The 23600-nt window shown below is 47.9% G+C and carries 20 protein-coding genes; 8 read left to right on the forward strand and 12 right to left on the reverse strand.

Features of this window, described 5'->3' with window-relative positions:
• Positions 1–120 precede the first annotated feature (120 nt).
• Positions 121–477 (reverse strand): transposase, encoded by a 357-nt coding sequence (locus tag P1P86_08130; protein ID MDF1575139.1) that lies wholly within the window; start codon positions 475–477, stop codon positions 121–123.
• Between the two features lie 237 nt (positions 478–714).
• Here P1P86_08130 and P1P86_08135 point away from each other — a divergent pair, with 237 nt between their 5' ends.
• The 6 genes from P1P86_08135 to P1P86_08160 all read left to right on the forward strand — a co-directional run bounded on the left by P1P86_08135 (position 715) and on the right by P1P86_08160 (position 13323).
• Positions 715–1830 carry a hypothetical protein gene (locus tag P1P86_08135; GenBank protein MDF1575140.1) on the forward strand — a complete coding sequence of 372 codons (1116 nt, stop codon included), beginning with the start codon at positions 715–717 and terminating at the stop codon, positions 1828–1830.
• A 170-nt stretch (positions 1831–2000) separates the two neighbouring features.
• Positions 2001–5126, forward strand: a complete 3126-nt coding sequence (locus P1P86_08140; GenBank protein MDF1575141.1) for a hypothetical protein — start codon at positions 2001–2003, stop codon at positions 5124–5126.
• 199 nt (positions 5127–5325) lie between these two features.
• Entirely contained in the window at positions 5326–8226 is a 2901-nt protein-coding gene (locus P1P86_08145) for a hypothetical protein (protein ID MDF1575142.1), read from the forward strand.
• 19 nt (positions 8227–8245) lie between these two features.
• Positions 8246–9373 carry an outer membrane beta-barrel protein gene (locus P1P86_08150; GenBank protein MDF1575143.1) on the forward strand — a complete coding sequence of 376 codons (1128 nt, stop codon included), beginning with the start codon at positions 8246–8248 and terminating at the stop codon, positions 9371–9373.
• A 9-nt stretch (positions 9374–9382) separates the two neighbouring features.
• Entirely contained in the window at positions 9383–10582 is a 1200-nt protein-coding gene (locus P1P86_08155) for a hypothetical protein (GenBank protein MDF1575144.1), read from the forward strand.
• Between the two features lie 29 nt (positions 10583–10611).
• Positions 10612–13323 (forward strand): PKD domain-containing protein, encoded by a 2712-nt coding sequence (locus P1P86_08160; GenBank protein ID MDF1575145.1) that lies wholly within the window; start codon positions 10612–10614, stop codon positions 13321–13323.
• Here the strand turns inward: P1P86_08160 and P1P86_08165 are convergent, their stop codons facing one another.
• From P1P86_08165 to rsfS, 7 genes are all read right to left on the reverse strand, one after another.
• Positions 13324–14532: an FprA family A-type flavoprotein gene (locus P1P86_08165; protein MDF1575146.1), complete on the reverse strand. Its 1209-nt coding sequence runs from the start codon at positions 14530–14532 to the stop codon at positions 13324–13326.
• 118 nt (positions 14533–14650) lie between these two features.
• Positions 14651–14896 (reverse strand): hypothetical protein, encoded by a 246-nt coding sequence (locus P1P86_08170; GenBank protein MDF1575147.1) that lies wholly within the window; start codon positions 14894–14896, stop codon positions 14651–14653.
• A 96-nt stretch (positions 14897–14992) separates the two neighbouring features.
• On the reverse strand, positions 14993–15646 hold the full coding sequence (locus P1P86_08175) for a phosphatidylserine decarboxylase family protein (GenBank protein MDF1575148.1): 654 nt from the start codon (positions 15644–15646) through the stop codon (positions 14993–14995).
• Positions 15643–16437: a phosphatidate cytidylyltransferase gene (locus P1P86_08180; GenBank protein MDF1575149.1), complete on the reverse strand. Its 795-nt coding sequence runs from the start codon at positions 16435–16437 to the stop codon at positions 15643–15645. The genes P1P86_08175 and P1P86_08180 overlap by 4 nt, the downstream gene beginning before the upstream one ends.
• Entirely contained in the window at positions 16434–16640 is a 207-nt protein-coding gene (locus P1P86_08185; GenBank protein ID MDF1575150.1) for a DUF2007 domain-containing protein, read from the reverse strand. Before P1P86_08185 ends, P1P86_08180 begins: the two co-directional genes overlap by 4 nt.
• 2 nt (positions 16641–16642) lie before the next feature.
• Entirely contained in the window at positions 16643–18742 is a 2100-nt protein-coding gene (gene ftsH, locus P1P86_08190; protein ID MDF1575151.1) for an ATP-dependent zinc metalloprotease FtsH, read from the reverse strand.
• Positions 18743–18751: 9 nt separating this feature from the next.
• Positions 18752–19144 (reverse strand): ribosome silencing factor, encoded by a 393-nt coding sequence (gene rsfS / locus P1P86_08195; protein ID MDF1575152.1) that lies wholly within the window; start codon positions 19142–19144, stop codon positions 18752–18754.
• Positions 19145–19220: 76 nt separating this feature from the next.
• Between rsfS and P1P86_08200 the strand changes: the two genes are divergently transcribed.
• A complete protein-coding gene (locus P1P86_08200) occupies positions 19221–19967 on the forward strand; it encodes a biotin--[acetyl-CoA-carboxylase] ligase (GenBank protein ID MDF1575153.1) in 747 nt (248 codons plus the stop codon).
• Here P1P86_08200 and P1P86_08205 read toward each other — a convergent pair.
• Positions 19964–20374, reverse strand: a complete 411-nt coding sequence (locus P1P86_08205) for a hypothetical protein (GenBank protein ID MDF1575154.1) — start codon at positions 20372–20374, stop codon at positions 19964–19966. The two genes, P1P86_08200 and P1P86_08205, sit on opposite strands and share 4 nt — an antisense overlap.
• A 1-nt stretch (position 20375) precedes the next feature.
• The gene (gene pyrE, locus P1P86_08210; protein MDF1575155.1) at positions 20376–21023 is read right to left on the reverse strand and encodes an orotate phosphoribosyltransferase; all 648 of its coding nucleotides are present in this window, start codon (positions 21021–21023) and stop codon (positions 20376–20378) included.
• Between the two features lie 7 nt (positions 21024–21030).
• On the opposite strand from pyrE, the gene P1P86_08215 reads away from it, so the two are divergent.
• Positions 21031–21645 (forward strand): NUDIX domain-containing protein, encoded by a 615-nt coding sequence (locus tag P1P86_08215; GenBank protein MDF1575156.1) that lies wholly within the window; start codon positions 21031–21033, stop codon positions 21643–21645.
• Here the strand turns inward: P1P86_08215 and P1P86_08220 are convergent, their stop codons facing one another.
• Together P1P86_08220 and coaD are read right to left on the reverse strand one after the other, a co-directional pair.
• A complete protein-coding gene (locus P1P86_08220) occupies positions 21646–23079 on the reverse strand; it encodes a TlpA disulfide reductase family protein (protein ID MDF1575157.1) in 1434 nt (477 codons plus the stop codon).
• Positions 23079–23564 (reverse strand): pantetheine-phosphate adenylyltransferase, encoded by a 486-nt coding sequence (coaD, locus tag P1P86_08225; GenBank protein MDF1575158.1) that lies wholly within the window; start codon positions 23562–23564, stop codon positions 23079–23081. The genes P1P86_08220 and coaD overlap by 1 nt, the downstream gene beginning before the upstream one ends.
• Positions 23565–23600 lie beyond the last annotated feature (36 nt).

Below are 23600 nucleotides of genomic sequence, written 5' to 3' on the forward strand. Positions count from 1 at the left end.
CTAGTTCCTCGTGTAGGATCTTCAAGGTAAAGCCTATCCAACTCTTCCATGATCTGAAGGTCTTTGTTGCTGGCTTTCGTTGGCGTATAATAGAGCGAGCTTCTGGGAATACCCAAAAGTTCACATTGATAGCATATACTCATTGCTCCTTCTTCTCGTTCGACCATCTGCCGGCGGGTATCCAGTGGGATCATAGAACCTTTTTTTTAACCAGTTAAGATCTACCGATAGTTGTCCTATCTGATGAATCAAATCCTCATTTTCCTTCTTAAGCTTCTTGACCTCAGTAGACTCATCCATGGCCGAGCTGAATACCTTTCCTGCATTGGTTAAAAAATCTTTCTTCCATTGCGTGATTAAATTCGGATGTACCTGATAAAGCTGTGCGAGTTCAGATATTGTCTTAGTCTCCTTTATTGCTTCAATAGCAACCTTGGCCTTAAAATCAGCCGTAAATGTTCTTCTTGACTTTCTCATATGACAGAAATTTTAAAGTTATTAATTTTCTGTCCAGTTTTTTTAGACCATCATAAAATATCCTGGCGGGCAAAGTCCTGTGAAAACGCTTGTTACCTTCCTATAATAGGTTTTTTACAAAGAAAATGAAAATAATCCAGAACCAGATGGGGGTAAAAGGGTGTTTCGGGTGTGTAACAGGTGACAGTAAAAGGGAACACAAAACCCAATTATAAATTTTCATTAAAATCTGAGATCATGAAAAAGTTATCTTTTTATTCGTTTGCAGTTCTTCTGGCAGGGGCGCTTTTTATCACTGCCTGTGAAAACACATTCAACGGCCCCGGAACGGAGGATGAAAACAGTATTCTTCCCGGGCAGCTCACCGTGGAAATACCTGATGCACTGCTGGAGGATCTATCTGCTTTGAAAGGGGCCCCTGTGGTGGACACTCTGAAGGGAAGAGAGATCTACGGCCATCTGAGGTTTTTTATTCACACCGGCGATCATGCTGCCCGCATGGTGAGGCATATGATCTACGGTATTCGCAGGTACAATATTGACCAGGTTAAGACGGTCACTTATGAGAGTGAGGATGATGGCCGTATTAAGAACCTGGTGGTGGTTGAAGGTCCCGAATTTGACGGACGCACCTGGGAGTACGGACTTACCATAAGTGATGCAGAATCGGAAGGTGAAGCTGATGGCGGGAAAGGCATGCAGATCTTCTGGAACAAAAATCCCAAAGAAGGCATCAGCATTATCAAGCCATATAACCTGGATCGTACTCTGGAAAGAGAGATGGCCAGGACCATGTTCCGGATCGATTACAGCGGGGCAGGTGAACTTGGTTATGAGCATCATATGATTGTCTCCATTGCCGGTATGCCTTCCATCGATCCTCTGCTGGCACCCTTTGCCATGGACGGTATGAAGATGTTTGTGGGACAGAATGGCGACTTTGTGGATGTCTACGGGAATTCCAGTCACCCCAATGCCAAATTCCTGACGGAAAAGGTGGGTTATAACTGGGCTTTTGCAGCTTCCGGATCGAAAGTGGATGATGCCGCAGTTGCTGAGCTTGGTCTGCCACTGAGTAGCCTGGATGCAGAGGGACGTGATATCTTGCTGGAAGAGTTTTCCATTTATAATGTTCTTTACAATGAGGTCAAAAACATTTGGCCCCATGCCAGTGAAGAGATTCTTAATGCCTGGCTGACCAATACCGAAGCCCCCGGTTTTTTCAACAGCCATGGTTTCATTCAGGGAGGGGAAGCTCCTGGAGAGCAGTTCCTCCCATTGATGGAGCGTATTGTCGATCTTTCACCATATAATCCCAAGACTATCGCAAACCTGGAGATAAACTTTAATTAGGGACTCCAGATATCCAAAGCCCTTTCCTTGTCAGGGTCACAGGAGGCTGTATCGAAAGGTGCGGCCTCTTACTTTTGTAAAGGCCCTTCTTTGTTACCGAAAAATCCTGGAGCAGGCTGTTCATTTCTTATATGCCATGGTATTTATTTATTCGCTTAATTGTATACCGTATGTGGACCCGCTTAGGTAAATTATTGCAAATTGCCCAGGGCGACCGGCCCATGATTGCCGCATTGCTCATACAGGCCTTTTGTACAGGGATTTTCGTAGGGGTACTGGAGCTGGAAGCAAATACCGTATTTGTGGAAGCTTATGGTGCTGAACGTGTCCCTTTTGCACTGATGGCATCTGGTCTGGCAGGAGTTTTAATCGCGGCCATTTACGGATATTTCAGCAAGCAGCTCAAATTGCGTGCCTTTGGTATCCTGAACCTGGTGGTGGTACTTATTGCAAGTGCAGTTTTACTGGGGGGGCTTCATCTGATAGAAAGGGATTACTTTGATTTTGCCACCTTTGTATTTGCCGGGCCTCTCATCCTGATTACACTACTGGGATTCTGGACCACGGTCAAAGGAAGGCTCTCTTCCAGCAGGGGGAAGCAGTTAAGCGGACTGATCGAAGCAACCCTGGTGGGGGGAATGGCTATCTCCCTTTTTGCCACTCCTGTTCTGGTCTCCGCGGGAATCAGGATTTATCAGATTCTTTACGCGGGCATGGGAAGCCTGGTTATTGCCAGCGGGGCCCAGATGTACCTGTTGTCACGTCCGGGGCAACAGGGCGGAATTTACAGAAACAAGAGCGGCAGTGCAGGGCCCATCAGGTTGTTCTCCCACAGGTATACGGCCCTGATGGCAACTTTTGTGATTATCGGGGTGGCCATATCTGTATTGCTCTACTATCAATTTTTGTCTGTGGCCCAGGACCGTTTTTTCGGAGGGATCCAACTACTTGAGTTCCTGGGGTTATTCTTTGGGGTCGGTGTGTTACTGGCCTGGTTCATGAAGCGGTTCCTGTTCAACTGGATCAAAAGCAAATCCGGGATCAGGATGACCCTGTCGCTAATGCCAGTCTTATTGCTCTTCCTGACAATTCCTGCTGCTATATTCGGGGAAAGTTATGGTTATGGAAGCAGTACCGGGCATTTTGCCTCTTACTTCCTCCTGATTGTATTTTCCTATCTTTTCAGCCGCTCTATGAAGGTAGCCCTGGAGAATCCTTCCATGAACCTGATTTACCATTCCCTCGACCGAAGAGAGAGAGAGAATGTTCAGTCGGGTATTGAAGGGGTTTTCAGTCAGATTGGAGTGTTCACAGCCGGACTATTTCTCTCCCTGTTTGTGATGCTTCGTTTCGTAGAGTTATACCATGTGACCTACATTTTATTTGTCCTGTTGCTGACCTGGTTTTTGGTGGGTTTGTCGCTCTACAGAAGTTATCGCAGGTTGCTGAAGCTTAATCTTGAATCGGAACGAATCACGGACCCCTATGAACAGAGTCTGGCGCAGATTGGACAATACGATGTGGGAAACTCCCGCTTCTCCCTGGAACTGATAGAATTCAACCCTTATTTTTTTCATTTTGTATCCAGAGAGCGTCAGCTCGCTTTACTGTCCCATGCCAATGCCATGGTGCGCAGGGTGATCTGGGATCATATTTCAAAATCATCTCCAGGCCTGACCGATATTACTATAAGTCAAATGTTTGTAAATGAAAGAGAACCGGATATAAAGGAGCGGATCAGGCAACTGAAAAAACGCAAGCTGAAATCAAAGCTGGGACTGCAGGAAGCTTTTATCAGGGAGCGTCTTAATAAATTCAATAAAGTAGAGAGTCAGCCTGATAACTCCATAGGTGAGGTATTTCGGTCAGGGGAGAGCCATGAGCTTATGGCGGCCCTTTATTACGTGGCTGAGTCAAAGGATCAAAAGCATCTGCCCGAGGTCATTTCCCTTTTCAGGGACAGGGACCCGGATACCCGGGGGGTAGCAATTTCTGCAGCCGGCTGGCTTGACCTGGGGGGAAATGCTGATAAAATAATTGATTTGCTCATCGATCCGCTGCACTATAAGACCGCCTGGTCCACACTGGTGAAACAGGGCGAGAATGTTCTGGATGAACTGGAAATGGCCTTTTACAAGCCGGAAGCGGATATTCGTATGCAAACCCGCATTGTTTCTGTTGTTTCGGCTATTGGCGGAAAGCGAGCCATACAACTCTTGCTGCAGAAGCTGGAGTATCAGCACCGCGAAATATTTCATTCTGTTGTGCAGGGCTTGTATACCAATAATTTTGAGGCGACAGTTATCCAGGAGGCACAGATTCAGAATGCCATATTACGGATGATCCAGGCGGGGACCTGGATCATGGCTGCCAGAATTTCTGTTCGAACCGATGATCCCGGAGGTTGTCTGTCCCGGGTGATTGATCTGGAGCTTTGGGAGCTCAACGAATTGATCCTGATGCTGCTTACTATGATTTATGACCGAAGCTCGGTGCGCAGAATTAAAATCAGTTTGCTGGACAGGCAGTCTGATGATCGTCAGATGGCCATCGAGTTACTGGAATTGCTGGTACGGGAGCCCCTGAAAACGGTTCTGGTTTCCTATTTCCATGATGTATCAGTGAGGGAGAAGCTGGACAAGTTGAAGGACCTATATCCCATTGATGTTTTCCCGGTGGATATGTTACTGAAGCGAATTCTGAACCGCAGCGGGGCTCAGATAGGCGATTTCATTAAAATAAGTGTACTTGAGAGGATGGGAAATGAGCCCCGGTTTTTTGATGAACAACAAATCATCGCTCAGGGATTTCATCCCAATCCGAGGATCAGGGAGATTGCAGCCTGGCTGTTACGCAAAAATAATCCGGAACAATATGACCTGCTGACCGAAAGGCTGGATTTTCCTGATAATAGTTTTCCGGGCCACGAAGACATGGTCCGCTGGTACCTGGATACTACGATGAGACTGACATCCTGGACCTTATTCCTCCATGTTGGAGTTAATTCTTTATTTAAACTTGTCTCCATAGCAAGACCATTTACGGATGAGTGGTCTGCCGGTACAGACTCTGTAATTCTTGCCAGATCGGTATCTGCGGAAGAATTTACCACCCTTTCAAATGGAATTGCAATAATTGCGGCTCATCAGCCCGAAATTTTGGAGCAGATTCGTTATCTTGGTACCATAGGAGCATGCGAGGCCTTTCTGATAGATCGAAAGGATTTTGTTGAACTTTTGTTTGACGAAAGAAGTCTGTTGCATATTTTTTGTAGTTTCCTGAACCAGACTTCTTAGAAGTTGTTTCAGGAATTGGCGAAGCGATTATTGAAACTAGTTTATGGGTGAACCCTCCATGATAAATACCGGGGTGTTACAGAGAAATCCTTTTCCGGGCAGTCGGCCTTTTTTTTCAGCCGAAGATCAATTCTTTTTTGGCAGGGATGAGCCTGTGTCACAGGTGCTCAAAGTTCTTCTCAAAAAAAGATTTGTGGCCATGGTTGGTGCCTCTGCCTCGGGAAAGACCTCTCTGATACAGTCAGGAATAATACCGGTGCTTCTTTCCGATATGAAAGAGGAGTGGGTTCCCATTTATATCAGGCCCGGGAAACGACCCATGGAGAGCCTGATCAGGGGAGTTCAAAAGATTTTTTCCAGGAAGATATCAGAGTCAGACGTACACTCTTTTCTCAATGATTCGCAAAGTCTGGGTAATTTTCTCATTGAGAAAGACCTGGGTAATTACCATTATCTTCTTGTGGTGGATCAGTTCGAAGAGCTTTTTACCTGGCCTTCTATAGGTAAAAAAAGAAGAAGCGGAAAAAGTCCGGATGCACAGCAGTTCATCAATCACCTGATGAGAATGGTGGATGAGGAGGAACCCAGAATCTTTCTGATGCTCTCGATCAGATCCGAATTTCTGGATTATTGTTCCAGTTTCAGAGGGTTGACCGAGCATCTGAACAAAAGCAAATACCTGCTTCCCCGAATGAGCCGGGATAACCTGAAAGAGGCTATTCTGGAGCCGCTCCATGTGGCGTCCATAGAGGCGGAGAGTGGCTTCGAGGATTATCTGCTGAACGAACTGGAAGATGTGGAACCTCAGCTTCCCCTGCTGCAGAATGCTTTGAAGCAAACCTGGGTGCAATGGAAAAAACGTGGCAAGGCCGACCAGCCTCTGACACTGGATGACTACCAGGCCGGAGGTACCATTCGTGGCGGACTGAGCAGGGATCTGGAGAATATATACCATTCAATGGAATTCTACCAGAAAGAGATTTGTGAAAGGATATTTAAGACCATCGCCTATAAAACGGGCAGGCAGGAGGTCTTCAGCCGGAGGACAAGCCTTGGCAGTATTGCCCGGATCGCTAAGTGCAGCGTGGATCGCATTCTGGAGGTAGTGGACATTTTTGAAAAGGCAGGGCACCCTTTTCTCAGCAACAAGTTATCGGAGACCATGTCCTCCGAAACCAGGATTGAGCTGCCGCATGAATCCCTGATAAATATATGGGACAGACTTCACCAATGGGTGGAGGAGGAGGATGAATCCATCAGGATGTATCTGTATCTTTCTCAGGCATCAGCGTCCTATCAGCGCGATATGGGGGCTCTGCTGGTTGCTGATGAATTGCAGAAGGCGATTGACTGGGAGAGAGAACAGAAACCAAACCCCGCATGGGGGATTCAGTTTGATCCCGCCTATGAAAGGGCCATGGTGTTCCTGAATACCAGTGAAGAAGAGTATCTCTGGAACGAAAAGCGAAAAATCATCCTTAAACGCAGGAAGCATATTCTGAACCGTTCCATCATTGCCGGTAGTTTGGTGCTTGCGACAGCAATTGCCCTGATGGTTTATATTTCTCAGAAAAGGCCTGCTGAAACCGATCAGCAGGTCCGGGTTGTGATGGAGCAATCCCCCTCCATATCCCAGGGAGAGCAGGGCCCTGTTATGGATGATATCCGTGAAACCGGAGAGGAGGGCCCGGGACCGAGGGAGGATCAGGGCCCGGACCGGGTGAATGAGCAGGACGGCATCCGGACACACTCTGAAGAGCCTGGCACGGAGATTGTTATAGTTCCTGCCGGTCCCCGGGAGATCCCTGGTGGGCAGGCCGAGACCGGAGAGACCTCCGGAGAGACCGCCGGGGAGAACGCCGGGGTGATCATGGAGGAGGAAACGGAACCGGCATCCGCAGCAGACAGGATGGGGGAACTCATCATATCCATCGCTAAAGATGCCGCTTACCAGAGTGTCAGCCTTACCAGAAACCCCGATCTCCAGGGTCTGGTTGCCTATCAGGCCTACCTGCTGAACAAAAGACATAGCGGGGATTCCTTTGACCCGGATATTTACAAAGGTCTGTACGAATCCATGAAGAAACTGATTTCACCGGCTTATAACATTTATCCGAATCTGCGAAATTCCATTAAGGCCATGGAGTGGCTAAACCGATCCGGAAGCATTCTGGCAGCAAGTAGTGATGGAGATATTAAAATACTATCGGGGAATATCGCTAACCGGGCAGCACAGATCAACCTGGCCGGGACGGGATACAACAATGAATGCCTGGGAATAAGCCCTGATGAGCGGATTGCCGCAGTTGGCACCAATGGGGGAGGATTGTTGTTTATTGAATTGGATAACCGGGGCGAACTGATTCACACGAATATAGAGCAGGGGTACGTGGTTCTTTTTATTGAAAACCTGGGACGCAGCGGTAGTTTTTTATCTGCCGGGACCAGCAATAAAATACTGAAGTGGGATTACAGCAGTTTCACCCCTTCCACGCTGGTGACATTAAGTACCAGGCCCCTTGCACTGGTCACTTCAGGGAGTGGTTCCACGGCGGCTTTTGCAACAGCCACGGGCCGGCTCTATACCATGGATGTAAGAGATACAACTACTCTGGAGCAGGTCAATAGTTTTGGACGCAATCAGGTCAGAGCACTGTCCTACAGTCCGGGAGAGCGCTTCCTGGCTGCCGGAATGCTGGATGGTTCGGTAAAGGTTTTATCCGGTGATGGCAGGAGGAACCTGGCCAACCTGTTCGGACCAGGCGCCAGGATATCCGCTCTGGAATTCAGTCCCGATGGCAGCCTGTTGGTGGCCGCTTCACATGACGGGAATGTATATATGTGGAACGCTTCCGATTGGGATGTTCCGCCTGTGGTATTTACGGAAAATAATGGGTTTATTCTCTCTCTGTGCTTTAACCGGAACGGCAGTTACTTTTACAGCGGAAGCGTTGCCTATCCCCGGATGGTTGGCAGGCCCTCAAAACCTGAGCAGATGGCAGAAGGCTTTTGTTCCTTGCTTGGCAGAAATCTGACCCGGGAGGAGTGGAACCGGTTTTTTGGGATAGATATGCCTTATGAAGAGACCTGTCCGAGATGAGATTAATACGAATATGGATATGCCAAAAAGGATAGTCATTTTCTTCTTGCTGATTCTGGGTCTGCATACGATCATGGCACAGGATCTGGTCGATTGTATCTACCTGCTTGAGGATGGCAGAGAGGCTTATGAGGCCGGAATGGTGGAACTGGTTCCCGAGTTATTACTGGAATGTATTCGAACCAACGGTCTCAGCGGTGAAGCAAAAAAAGAGGCCTACAAACTCGTCATCAACTCCTATCTGTTTGATTATCTTTCTGATGAAGCTGACAGTCTGATGGACCATTTCGTGCTTGAATTCCCTGACTACAGGGCCGCGAATTCAGATTCCCAGGGATTTGTTTTTCTGCTGGACTCTCATTTGAGAGCACAGGGGATTGATCCGGATGTTGTTCCGGGGGATGCTGAACTCTCCGAAGAAGATAATGCTGACAAAGGGCTCCTGAAGCGCAGAGTCATCACCAAAGGGGCAGGTTATGGGAATTCGGTGGGATTCACTTTTGGAATTCCAATGAGCCTGCCGATGACTGCGGAGGGATTCAGTGTTGGAAATCCGGCCGGTGATGAAAGTCATTTTGGATTGTTGCCTGGTTTACAGCTTGGAGCAACTGGCAACCTGATTCTTAAGCCCAAACTGGAAGCCTCTGTGGGTTTGCTTTACAGCCTGTCCCGCTTCAGTTATTCAGCTACCCCCATGTCTTTCACCTCCTACCGCTATGAGGAGGCACAACACCAGCTGTTAATGCCTCTTTCGGTGATCTATAAGTTTAACCCTGAAGATATGAGGATATGCTATTATCTCAGGGGGGGGGCGGAACCTGGCTTCCTTTTGCTTGCTTCGGGCAAGGGTACCAGAACTTTTGAAAGTACCCGGGATGATCTGTCTGTAGAAAGAGTAGAAATTACGGAATCCAGAAAGCCCTTCAGTCTGAATTTATTGCTTGGCGGTGGTGTCAGGATACCGCTGAATAAGGCCTTTATTTACGCGGAGGCAAGCTTAAGCTCTGATATCTTTCGGTCGAACCGGGACACTTACCGTTATCCAGACAACGACCTTACCTGGGTGCTTTATCATGTGGATAGCGATTTCCGGGTTTTTCAGCTATCCATATGGGCAGGGATTTGTTGGGATCTTACAAAGGAATAGAAATAAGATATGCTTAAATACAGCTTCATTTTCATACTGCTGACAGCTCTTCTCCTCTCCTGTGAAAGGGAGATCTCACCGGAGCAGGCTGATAGTTTCATCAAGTTTTACGGGAACTACCTGGTCGATCAGGCGGGAGATGTGGAAGTGCTGGCAGATGGCGGATACGCCATCTGCGGCACCGAATCGAGTCCAACATTTGGAAAAAGAATGATCCTGATCGTCACCGATTCCTATGGCAATGTTCGAAGCGGTTTTCCAAAGTATTTTGTTGAGGAGGGGCTGGAGACCGGAGGCACGTCCCTGATCGCACTTGAGAATGGATCAGATGGTTTTTTTATTACCGGATTCGTGGAGCGTCCGGTGGCGGGTTCAGAGGAAGTGCAGAAGGATGTTTTTTTGGTTAGAGCCTCAGCTACCGGGGACGAGATCTGGCAAAGAAGTTATGGATCGGCTGATGATGAACTGGTGGATCATTCCGTAAAAAGGATCAGCTCGGGATATCTGCTGGCAGGGCACAAAATTCATGAAGGGAAATCGGATATTCTGATTATGGGGCTTACTGAAGAGGGTGATTCCATCAGGCTGGGCTTGAACTACAGCAATCCTTATGCCGAGAATTCCGCTGCTTCCTTCCTGTTGAATACCGGAGAATTCTATCTCTGTGTCTGTACCTATGACAAAAAGAACAGTGCTGGAACAGGGATACAGATCCTGAGCTTCGATGATGAACTGAGTCCGATAGCTAAAAACATCTCAGGTGATTTTAATGAGTACGGCATGTGTATTATCGAAGAGGGCCCTGAGGAATTTCTTGTCCTGGGAAACCGGGAGAACGGAACAGGACATAGTGAACTGGTGCTTTATGGGATTGAGACCAATGGTCTGCTAATAACAAATTCATCACTTCTTGCAAGCATTTCAGCGCCAGGCACGGACTATAAAGGGCAGAGGCTGGTTGAGACAGCCTCCGGGAAGCTAGCCATTGCCGGGACCAGGCAGATAGGGAACAACAGCGAAATCCTGCTGCAGTTTTTCTCCTCCTCCTACCAGGCAGAAGAGGGAGTTTCCTACGGATCCTCCGGGACCCAGACAGGCCGGGATATTGAACTTACCAAGGATGGTGGGTTTGTTCTGCTGGGCACCAATAATTATGGAGGGGGCAGTAATATCTCTCTATTGAAAACCAGTGCAACGGGTGATATATAATGGCACATGAAAAAAAGAAATTAAACCAGATGAGGGACTTGTTGTTCCTTCCGTTGTCACTGATGCTGTTCATGACAAATGGCTTGATCTGGGCTCAGACAAGCGTTCATCTGGAACGGAATGGAGTGCTTACTGACCTGATATGTGAAATTGCAGGCAGCTATCAGTTTATTGGTACTAATCCGGATGGTATTCCAGGCACTTTTGCTCTCTTTACTAGCGGCGGAAGCCCTGTTTCGGGACATATAAGCGATACGGATCTGACCGACGATATGGCTGTTCTCGATCCTGTTGGACTGGATGGAGAATACCGTGTCCGGTATTCTTATCTGCTTGGAGAGGTGACCATGAGTGTCTCCAGTAATTTTACGGTGACACTCCTGGACAATATTGAGATTCAGAGTTTGCCGGAGCGGGTCTGTAAAAATGATTCCCCCTATCCGCTTGTTCCTGTACCGAGTCTGTCTGATCCGGGTGCCACTTACACTTTCTCAGGGCCGGGTGTCTCCGGGAACCAGAGTACAGGTTACTTCTACAATCCGGCCAGCTCGCAGGTATCGGAAGGATGGATACAGATCAGCCTTTTATATAACTCCTCACTGGGATGCAGCGTTCTAAGCAGCATCTCTATTTACAACAGCTTTGTTCCTGAACTCACTTTCTCTGCAACTTCTTCCTGCATTCCATCTACCGGAGGCCTCATTCAGTTTGATAACACAAGCTCAGGTAAATATGCGGTGGAAAGCTGGGGCTGGAATTTTGGAGATCCCGATAGCGGGCCTGATAATAACAGCAATGAGGAAAATCCGGATCATTTTTATCCCAGGCCCGGTACCTGGAGTGTCACTTTGTCGGCAGAGACTTATGATGGCTGTATAGCCAACCGGACCCGGAATGTGGTCTTTTCGGATCAACCCATTGTGGATTTTACCTGGATCACAGATTGTTTTATCCGGGGGGAGCATACCTCATTCCTGGATCGTTCAGAATCCCCCTTTGCCACCATTAATGATTTACTCTGGACCTTCAGGACCACCAGTGGCGGAGTACTGGGGCAGATTGCCAGTACGAACCCGGACGACACCATTCGTTTTCCCTTTACCTCTCTGAATGAGTACCGGATAAGCCTGGATGTAGAAAATAATCTGGGTTGTTCGGGTTCTGTTACAAAGACTATTTCCCTGAAACCCATTTATACCCTGGGCACCGAAGGCTACCTGGAAACCTTTGATGACGGGCCTGCAGACTGGCTTATTGATTCAGAGGATGACCTGGAGAGCTGGATACTTGGTGAGCCTGATTTCTCCGGGTTTAATCCGGTAGCCGGAGATCTGGCCTGGTATACGGGCTTACCTGCCGTTGCCGCTTATTTGGAGAACTCCTGGATCGAGAGCCCCTGTTTTGACCTTTCGGCACTCTCCATCCCGCTGGTACAGCTGGATATCATGAAGAGTTTTGTGCCGGGTACAGATGGTGCGGTTATGCAATACCAGTACCAGGTGAGTGAGGGATGGAAAAACCTGGGTGTTGTGGATGGAGGGATCAACTGGTTTAATAGTTACGGAATATTCAACGAACCCGGCGGAAGCAGCATCGGATGGAGTCTTCTAAGTTTTGAACCCGATGAAGATTGGGTGCGTGCAGGCTATGCGATGGATGTTCTTGCCGATGTGCCCTATGTAAAATTCCGCATAGCGCTTGGCACAGGAGGCAGGCTATCGATGGGAAATCAGGGTTTTGCATTTGATAATTTCTACCTGGGGGAACAGAACAGAAACTCCATCCTGGAACATTTTACCAATTCTTCCTCCAGTGAGGCCATTGCCGCTGATATTGTCGTGGAACAGTTTGCAGAGGACCATGCAAACCTGGTCATCGATCTTCAGTACCACATGGATTATCCGGGTTACGACCCCATGAATATGAACAACCCGGTCCCTCCTTCGGTCCGATCCTTCAACTATGGTGTTCCATCGGTTCCCTATGCGGTGTTAAACGGGGGCTCTGAACCGGAAAATCGCTACGATTTCTCAGATCCATCTGAACAACCTACCGGAGAGGTCCTGAAGGCATCCTCACTGGATATCTCACCCTTTGATATGGAGCTGACGGCAGAGTTTCAGTGGAACCGTCTGTCAGGCAGTGTAGATGTCAGCTGTAAATCGAATACTTTTGACTCCAATGTTCAGCTTTATGTGGTAGTCCTTGAAAAGCTGGTCACTGCCTATTCCGGCGCCAACCAGACCACCTCCTTCCGGAATGTCGTGCTCGATATCCTTCCATCGGCCAGTGGTAAGTTACTTGGTAATGAATGGGGAAGTGGTGTTTCGAAAAGCCAGGATTTCAGCTGGGACTATCCTTCCTTTGTGGAGGACGTGGAAGACCTGGTCCTGGTGGCCTTTGTCACGGACAGGGACCAGAATCTGATCCTTCAGTCGGCCCGGCTGGAGTATGACCCGGCAACCGGATTGGAAAACAGAGAGATAGCTGAGGAGAAGCTTGCTGTATATCCAAATCCGGCAAATGGATTTGCATATGTTAATTTCGGGAGGGAGATAGGTCAGGAAGGTCAGTTACAGATTGCTGACCTCCAGGGAAGAACGGTGATGACGACTGTGCTTTCTCCCGGGTATTCCATTTATAAACTGGAGTTCAAGGACCTTGCTCCAGGCATATACCTGTTGCGCTGGATCGAATCCGGGGCCCTGTCAGGACAGGGGAAGCTGGTGCATGTACACTGATTACTGCTCCTGAAGAAGAGCATTTGCAAACTCCTTCCCAAAATGGACCAGTTTGTCAGCTTCCTGACTGCTGGGAAGAAACCTTGCGGTCTGGCCTTCGCCCACAACTTTCAATTTCAGGTTTTTCAGATGGTCCTCGATCAGTTTAACTGCTTCCCCGCTCCATCCAAATGAACCAAAAACAGCAGCATATTTGCCTTTATCGCGTATGGGATTAATTACTGAGAAAAGCTTGTAAACGGGCAACAGGGTGTTCTGGTTTATGGTTGGCGAACCTACGATGATCGCATGAGCTTTTACCACATGTTCCTCCAGATCTCCCAGGAGGATATTTTCAATATCAACGAGGTCGACCTCGATATTTTCTGCTGTCTTCAGCCCGGAGACCACCAGCTTTGCCATCTCCCCGGTATATCCGTAGGCTGATATATAGGCAACCAGTACCCGGTTGCTTTTATTGGATTCTTCCAGGTATTTGCTGGCAAGCCTGAATGAACGGTCTATCCTCTCTTTCCAGCCGGACCGGAGGATGGGGCCATGGCCCGGACAGATCATATCCACCGGAAGCAGTTTTATTTTCTCAATGGCTTTCAGCATAAACTTGCTATAGGGTTTCAGGATCACATCAAAGTAGTAATCAAAGGCATCGTTATAGTCTCCCACCAGGTCATCAAACATTTGTTCGTGAGCAAAGTGAGCTCCGAAGGAGTCACAGGTGAAGAGCAAGCCATCTTCTTCCAGGTAGGTGTATATGGTGTCGGGCCAGTGCAGGTTGGGTGCACCAATGACCCGGAGCTTCTTATTGCCCAGATCAATCACATCTCCATCTTTCACTTTCAGGGCATTAAACGGGCGGTTCAACATTTCGCCCAGGTAGGTCAGTGCTTGTCCGCTTCCCACCACGATAGCCTCAGGGGCCAGATCGAGGAGGTGTATCAGGGAGCCGGAATGGTCGGGTTCAGTATGATTGCATACAATGTATTTGATCTCTGCAGGATCAGTTAGGGAAAGCAGTTTATTCTTAAATTCCGGCCAGTATTTTTCCTTGACTGTATCAATGAGTGCTTTTTTTTCTGCCTCAATAAAGTAGGAATTGTAGGTGGTTCCGAATTTGGTTTCCATGACGATGTCGAAGGTAACAATGTCCTGATCCAGAACACCAATCCAGTTCACATTCTCACTTAGCTGCAGAATTTTTGTATTATCCATTAAATGCTCCGTTTAGGCTGCAAATATAGATAAAAAAAGCTGTTCCGCCGGAACGGAACAGCTACTGAAAACTCACAATCTGAATGTAACGGACCTTAGATCGTGGAGATCACATCCATTATTTGGAGCAATCTGATTTTTTCGTGCTTTCTGATTTTTTTGCGTCGCTGCCTGCCGATTTTGTTTCAGAGGAGCAATCAGCACTTTTAGTTGCTTCCGCAGATTTCTCAGTCTTAGCTTTTTTCTTGGGATCTTCATCCTGAAGAGAAATCAGAATAAGGTTGCTATTGTTAGAAGCTATGGCTGGAGCTGCTATGCCACCAATAAAAAGTGCAAGTGCTAAAATGGCTAATGTCTTTTTCATAATCTATAAATTTTTAAATCGGTTTCTGGAGTGCAATATAGAGGATGAACGAAGGAGATGTTGTTAAGACAATGTTAAAAAAGAGTTCCAGCTCTTTTATTTGAAGGTGGCAATTGGAGTGACACCACCGGTAACCCGCTGACCCGTTTTCACCTGGATCTGGGCATCCAGGGGCAGAAACAGGTCCAGCCGGGAGCCAAACTTGATAAAGCCCATCTCACTTCCCTGGCTGGCAAGCTCTCCTTCAGTGGCGTAGCAGCGGATCCTGCGGGCTACATAACCAGCCACCTGCCGGACCAGGATCCGCCCGTAAGGACTTACAATACCTACCGAGCTTCTTTCGTTTAATGTGGATGATTTTGGATGTCTGGCCACCAGGTAGCGCCCGGGGTGGTATTTTTGATAGGAAATATTTCCGCTTACAGGAAAGTAATTGATGTGCACATCATGAATGCTCATGAAAATGGAAACCTGCGTACAAAAACCATTCAGATACTCATCCTGTTCCATCTTTTCGATAACCACAACTTTTCCATCAGCGGGAGCGGTGATGGTACGTTCATCCATATAAGGCCTTCTGGAAGGAACACGGAAAAAGCGGAGAATCAGAATTAGCACAATCAATGAGATAACAACGCTCAGGTAGTTTAGCTGGTCAGGGAGATAGAGGGCCGTTAGGCTAAGCAGTGCCAGCAGTACCAGGATGGTGATAGAAACAAGCCATCTTCCTTCGCGGTGTATCCTGATCATTGTATAAGTTTGAAAAGAATGATCAGGATTAAAGCCCCGGGAGCCACAAACAAAAGAGAATCGAAGCGGTCAAGAATCCCCCCGTGTCCAGGTAACAAGCCTCCGGCATTTTTCACTTTCACAGTCCTTTTCAGTCCCGATTCAAAAAGGTCTCCGGCCAGACCAAGAGTGCTTACCAGCAAAGCGATTCCAAGCCAGGCCCAGAGAGATGATAGACCCGTAAAGTGCCAGATGAGCCATCCGCTCAAAAGGGTAATAAGCGCACCCCCTGTAAATCCCTCCCAGGTTTTTCCCGGGGAGAGCACCGGGGTCATTTTATGACGGCCCAGCAGGGATCCGGCAACATAGGCAAAGGTGTCATTGATCCAAACCATGGCAATCAGAAAGAGCGGCAGATCATATTGAAATCCGGGCTCCTTCTCCATCCACCCTAGTGCCGAAAAACTCGAAATAGGAATGGCCAGCCAGAGGAAAGCCAGTGTGCCGGACAGGGTAATCCCTCCCCGGAGGGCAGTTAACAGCCATAGGGCCGGAGGCAGAATGAGCCAGAGCAGGCTGAGCTGGTATTGAAATACGCTGTAGACGATGATTATTAGCAGAGCTCCGGGGATTGCCCGGAACCAACTGACCGACAGGCCTCTTTTATGAAGAAGTCCGAAAAGCTCTTTTACCCCGAGGAGATAAACAAGCAGGAGGACCGAGGAAAACGTGACCGGTCCAAGCAGAATGGAGCCAGCCATCAGGGCGATCAGGATGACTCCGGTGAGAATTCGTAATAGCAGTTCTTTCAATTGTAGTCAAATTCCTGGATTAGCTTCTTGGCCCTGATCACGTCGTCGCGATTCACATAGAGCTCAACCACTCCGATTTTATATGCAGAATCCTGTTTGTTTACCAGAAAAGCCTGGATGTTATGGTCTGCCAGCATCTGCCTGACCAACTCCGCTTTGTAGGGCTGACCCGAGGAGAAGATATGAACCATGCTGGCCTCCATTTCTAAGCCTTTTCAGATTCGCTGTCATCCTTTTTTACTGCCTCATTCTCCTTCTCTTCCGGCTTCTTAGCTAGTTCCTTCTTCTTTTTTGGAAGCTCCTCTTTTTTCTTGGGAGGCTCTTCATGCCGTATCCAGGGACGTTTCCCGAAAATTTGTTCCAGGTCGTCGCTGAAGATCACCTCTTTTTCCAGTAAAATTTCTGCCAGTTGCTGCAAGCCTTTCTTATTTTTTCGCAGAATGGAAAGGGCCCTCTGGTATTGATTATCTATCAGGATTTTTACCTCTTCATCAATGGTTTCAGCCGTCTTCTCACTGTAGGGTTTATTAAATGAGTATTCCTGCTGTCCACTTGAATCATAAAAACTGCGGTTTCCAATTTTCTCGCTCATGCCAAAATACGAGATCATGGCATAGGCCTGCTTGGTGACTCGTTCCAGATCATTGAGGGCACCCGTAGATATGCGGGAAAAGGTCAGAGCCTCGGAAGCTCTTCCTCCAAGAGTGGCGCACATCTCATCCAGCATTTGCTCGGTAGTGGTGATCTGCCTTTCTTCGGGCAAATACCAGGCTGCTCCAAGGGCCCTTCCTCTGGGAATTATGGTAACCTTTACAAGAGGATTGGCATGTTCGAGAAGCCAGCTTATGGTTGCGTGTCCGGCTTCATGCCAGGCAATGGTTCTCTTCTCCTCCTCTTTGATTATTTTATTCTTCTTTTCCAGGCCACCGATGATCCGGTCCACTGCATCCAGGAAATCCTGCTTGTCTACGGCCTTTTTATCTTTTCGTGCAGCAATCAGTGCCGATTCATTACAAACATTGGCAATATCTGCCCCCGAGAATCCGGGGGTCTGTTTGGCCAGAAAATACACATCCACCGATTTATCCACTTTGATGGGCTTAACATGTACCTCAAATATGGCTCTGCGTTCATTCAGATCGGGTAGCTCAACATGTATCTGACGGTCGAATCGTCCTGCCCTGAGCAGCGCCTTATCAAGCACATCGGCCCTGTTGGTTGCGGCCAGGATAATGACCCCGCTGTTGCTCCCAAAGCCATCCATCTCTGTAAGTAGCTGGTTCAATGTGTTTTCCCGCTCATCATTGGAGCCAAAATTAGGATTTCTTCCCCGTGCGCGGCCCACAGCATCAATCTCATCTATAAATACGATGCACGGGGCTTTTTCTTTGGCTTGTTTGAAGAGGTCTCTGACCCTCGATGCTCCTACTCCCACGAACATCTCCACAAAATCGGAACCCGACATGGAAAAGAACGGAACACTGGCCTCACCGGCCACTGCTTTGGCCAGCAGAGTTTTTCCGGTTCCCGGAGGTCCTACGAGCAGGGCGCCTTTGGGAATTTTTCCACCAAGCTCCGTATATTTTTTTGGATTCTTCAAAAACTCCACGATCTCCCGGATCTCTACCTTGGCCTCTTCCAGGCCGGCAACATCATGAAAATCAACTTTTACACTTGTCTCCTTATCAAATATCTGGGCTTTAGATTTTCCCACGCTGAAAATATTTCCGCCACCGGCACCTCCTCCTCCGCCCATCCGGCGGAGCATGTAAATCCAGATACCCATAATCAGAAGGAAGGGGATTACCCACAGCATGATTTCACCCATATAATTTCTGCGCGTGAGAGTGGTATAGGCGGGGCGATCCTCGGCAGGTAATTCGTTCATGACCCTGTTCAGGTCTTCCATAAATACATCCTGGCTGATAATGGTGAAGTAGTATTGAGGCACAGGCTGTCCTAGCATCGAGTTTGACTTGTTGGATCTGACATCATCGTAACGAGGGTCGCTGAGCCTTTCCGCTTTGATATAGATCTCGACCTTCTCTTTGTTGACAATGACAATCTTCTCCACATCCCCCTGTTTCAGTACCTGGAAAAAGCGGTTGGAATCAATCTCTTTTAAATTGTTGCCGGAACCCAGGAACTGGAGACCGATCATAGCCAGAAGAATGATCCCTATGAACCAGTATGAATTAAATTTGGGCTTTCCGGGGCCTCCGGGACTGTTTCCCGGACTGTTTCCCGGCCTGTTACCCAGGTTGCCTCCCGGGAAATTTCCGGGATTACTCTTTTTATCTGCCATAATCTTCTTTTAACTTTTTTCCGTCACCCGTGTTACTTTTCCATCTGCCCACAACTCCTCCAGCTTGAAGAATGATCTGTATTCTTCCTGGAAAACGTGGACCAGGATATCAAAGTAGTCCATAAGGACCCACTGGCTGTTTTGGAGCCCTTCCACATGATGAGCCCTGATTTTAGCCTCCTCTTTCAGTTTCTTTTCGATAGAATCCACGATGGCCCCCACCTGCGTATGCGATTCTCCGTGACATATGATAAAGCAGTCGCAAATAGAGTTTTCAACTTCAGAAAGATCGATGGAAACAATTTGATGTCCTTTTTTTTCCATGATGGCATTGAGTATCAACTCCCTCTTCTTCTCCACATGTAATTCATCGCTTTGCTCCATCCGGCTTTTTGCTGACAAAGGTAATCAATTTAGCCGTTTACATAATTCTTGCTAAATTGTTGTTTGCAGTAGTTACTTTGTCAAAAATTGTACCATGAAAAGCCGTTGGATCAAACATGACAGTGTTGCATCGACCAATACCTTCATTTTGGAAGCTATCAGAAATATGCCCCTCGAAGAAGGAACCATCGTTTCTGCTGATTACCAGGAAGGTGGGAGGGGATTGGGGGAGCACAGCTGGCAAAGCGAACGGGGCGAAAACCTGTTGATGAGCTTGCTGCTCTTTCCTGCATTTTTGTCAGCACAGTGGCAGTTTCATATATCCAGAGTCGCCTCCCTGGCCCTCTGTGATGTGCTGGAGACCCTGGGGGTTGATGCCGTGATCAAATGGCCCAACGATATTCTAACCAGAAAGGGAAAGATTGCTGGAATATTAATTGAACATGGCATTTTAGGCGGGAAACTCTCCCATTCGGTTATAGGTATAGGTCTGAATCTGAATCAAAGCGTATTTCCGGAATTTCCTGTTCCGGCTACCTCGCTGCGCCTGGAGACCGGTAAGCGGGTAGAAGTAGCCGGAACAGGAGCGCTTGTAGAGGACCGTTTAATGGACCGGTACCATGCATTAAAGGAGGGTTTTACGGCCCGGCTTGAAAAGGAGTATACGGAGAGGCTGTTTTTGGCGGGTACCCCTTCGGTGTTCAGATCCGGGGAAGATCGTTTCGAGGGGATCATCAGGGGGGTCAACGATTTTGGAGAACTGATGGTTGAAAGCGGAGGAAAGATCCGGACCTTCGGACACGGTGCCATCATTTTTGAGCTGAACCTGGATCGTGATTAGCTTGTAAAATCGTATGTTTCCATTTTGTCAATCAGTCCGTCTGCAAGTTTTTTCAAGGGTACCCTGACCATGGTCATCAGCATTTTATTGACCTTTGGTTCCATGGTGATTTTTATCCTGGTGTCCTCCTCAGAAACCTTTTTTAACTGAATCCAAATGCGGAACTGATAGGTGGAGAACTCCGGATCTGAGATCATTTTAACCAGCTTAAAGGGATCCTTTTCCACAATGATCAGCCCGGTGCGACCCAGGGGATCCACCTGAAAGCTGCACTTTTCCTCCGAAGCTTCCCAAGCGGATACCTTATCGGCAGGCAGCAGTTCCTTGAAATTGTGAAAATTACTGATAAAGGCATAGATTTGCTGATCCGTGCAGGTCGATTTCCCGATTCTACTCTCTATTTTCATATTAGCTCTCTTTCTTAGCTCTTTTCCAGGAGGAAGGATTCTTTCTCCATTGCTGTAACATCTCTACCTGCTCCTTTTGAATATCGCCCGAAGCCAGAGCTGTTTCTATCAGTATATGATAGTTGGTAAGGGTATGCAGCTCCACATTGGCCTTTTTAAAATTGTCAATGGCCAACTCAAATCCATAAGAGAAAATGGCCACCATTCCCAGCACCTTGGCCCCGGCCTGCCTCAGGGCTTCTACCGCTTTGAGCGAACTTCCCCCGGTACTTATAAGATCTTCCACCACGACCACCTTTTGCCCGGGCCGCATGCGCCCTTCGATCATGTTTTGCCGGCCGTGTTCCTTGGCAGATGGCCTTACATAAACAAAAGGCAGATTCATGATATCTGCCACCAGGGCCCCCTGGGCGATGGCTCCTGTGGCCACTCCGGCAATAAGATCCGGGCTTTCAAAATGGTCCTGTATACTGGTCCGGAAAGCCTCTTTCACAAAGTTTCTGATTTCCGGGTAGGAGAGGGTCACCCGGTTATCACAATAGATGGGAGATAGCCATCCCGATGCCCAGGTAAAGGGTTTTGCGGGTTCAAGGATTATTGCTTTACTTTGCAACAGTAAAGCTGCTACATGTCGATCTCTTTCTGCCATTCAGCAAATGTATAAAGTTTTTTTCAACGATAGGACGGTATATTTTGGAGATGATTTCTCCAGGGCTTTTTTAAAGCATAAAGGCCTCTTTTATAAGTACAGCAGTTATTCAGAGTTAAGTGAACTGGTCGGTTTTTTTATTTCTCTGACCCAGATAAACAACCTGTACATCCTGCATGATGATATCCTGATGGTTTTCGAGGAGTTCAAGGCATGTTTCAAAGTGATCGAGGCCGGAGGGGGTATCGTGTTCAATAAACAAGGTGAGTTCCTGGTGATTTGTCGAAACGGGGTCTGGGATCTGCCCAAGGGAAAGCTTGAGCAGGGCGAGGACTTTCAACAGGCAGCAAAGAGGGAGGTCGTGGAGGAGACCGGCCTTTACGGCATTGAAGTGCTTGATCCATTGATTTCTACCTATCATACTTATACGCTGAAAGGAGAAAGGGTACTGAAAAAGACCAAGTGGTTTGAGATGAGCTATGGCGGGGATTCTGAACCGCTGTTGCAATCGAAGGAGGGAATCACAGATTATCGATGGGTAAGCCCTGGGAATACCGGGTTTATCAGGGAAAACAGCTATGGCAGTATCCTGGATGTACTCTATGCGAAAAACCTGCTCTGATCAGATCTCACTCCGTGAACGCATAATTCGAAATAGTTGTTGCTCAAATCCTTCCGATGGTAATGGGGCAGGAGACAGGAGCAGCTTTCCGTTCCGGTCTAAGAGATAGGCTGTTGGATACGCTCTGACCATGTATTCGTCCAGCACCTCTGGCTGTCCTTCATAGTGCAGGACTGTCCAGCTGTAACCGTTCCTGGTCATAAAGTCTTCCAGTTTATGGCGCTCCTCAGATACCATGATGGTAACCACATTCAGGTACGATGCATGTTTGCTGAGGAAGGACTGTAAGAAGGGATATTCCATCATACAGCCGTAGTGATCGGTTGTACCAAAGAACAGATAGGTGTATTTCCCTTTAAAGTCATCCAGGGTCCATGATTCTCCGGCCAGGTCCTCCAGACTTATTTTCGGAGGGGCGTTGCCGGTTACAAGACTGGATAACTTTTCTTTTAGCTGCATGGCATAGACCCCAAATTGAGGAGTCAGGGGATCATGAGCCATGGAGTCCAGCATAATCAGGATCGCTTCTTTGTGATACTCACCCTGGTAAAACAGTTCGGAGAACTCCTGGAGCAGGACCATTTCCGCAAGGGTATCACTCCATATGGCAGGGTGCTGCAGAACCAGCTCCCTTGCTCTTCGGTAATCCTGGTTCCGGTTCACCAGATTCCGGAATTCATGACCTTCGGGGGTCCCGGAATAGTAGTATATGAAATTCTTAAACAGGGCACGGAATAGCTCAATAAATCCGGGATGCCATTCCATGACAGCGGGCCCCAGGTAATTATGGCATAGTTCGACCAGCCCGGTCTTTCCTTCATTTAATTTCAGGGCCCCGTATCTGAAGCGCCGGTAATCTGCAAAAAACCTGGAGCTGTCATTGGCAAACTGAATTTCCAGCTGGTGGATAAGCGAATCGCTGTTTCGCGGTATTCCCAGCTTCCGCTGAGAAATAATCTTCTGGTTGGAACCGACAAACAGCGAATCAAAGAGAGCGATGGAATGGTTTACATCCCTGATTCCCTCCACGCGTTCGCGGCTTATGAGTGAGGTCCGTGACAGGACAGTCAGAGGCAGAGCCACTGATTGATAAAATGGAGAGATACGTTCATCCCAATCCTTCTCTTTATAGGCTGGAAACTGCACCTCATAGTGGTATCCGGGCTCCATGTAAAGATAGGCCTGATAGAGCCCTGTTTCGAATTGTACCACCCGGGGTTCTTCCAGGGGTATGAGCTGACTGAATGCACCCTCTTCACTGCACACCGTGCTGCTGGAAAAGATTGGTATCGTCATAAAAGGATTCCAGGCAATGGTGGTATGGATGGTTTGACCCGAATAATCAGGCGAGACGGCATGAATGGAGGCCGACTGGCCCAGAGTAAATTCACAAGCCAGGAATAAGAGAAGGAAAGTGAGAGAACGGCTAAGCATCAGAGATACTCCTTGATATCTACACCCTGAGGAAGAAACTGAGAGGCGTCGCCTCCGTTTCGGATGATATCCCGGATGATGGTTGAATTAATAGGAGTGTGTTCAGGTGTGGTCAGCAGGAAAACGGATTCCACGGAAGGCAACATCCGTTTATTGATCTGGGCAATAGCCCGTTCATATTCGAAGTCGGCCGCTGTCCGGATGCCCCTGAGCATATGCGTAGCATGAACTTTTTTGCAGTAATCGACTGTCAGTCCTTCGAAAAAGCCGGCACGTACCCGCTCATTGCCACTGAAGATCTGGCTGACCATCTCCACCCTGGCCTCAATCTTCAGAAGCGGCTGTTTGGTGGAGTGAATCCCGATGGCAACAATAATGATATCGAAGATGCTTAGTCCACGAAGTACAATGTTTTCGTGACCAACGGTAAAAGGATCAAATGATCCGGGAAAGACAGCAATTTTTTCCATCTTCTTTTTATTCAAAGGTAGTGATTTACTTGATTTTTTTGCGGGTACTCA

It is taken from the genome of Bacteroidales bacterium, from assembly GCA_029210725.1.
Classification (GTDB): Bacteria; Bacteroidota; Bacteroidia; order Bacteroidales.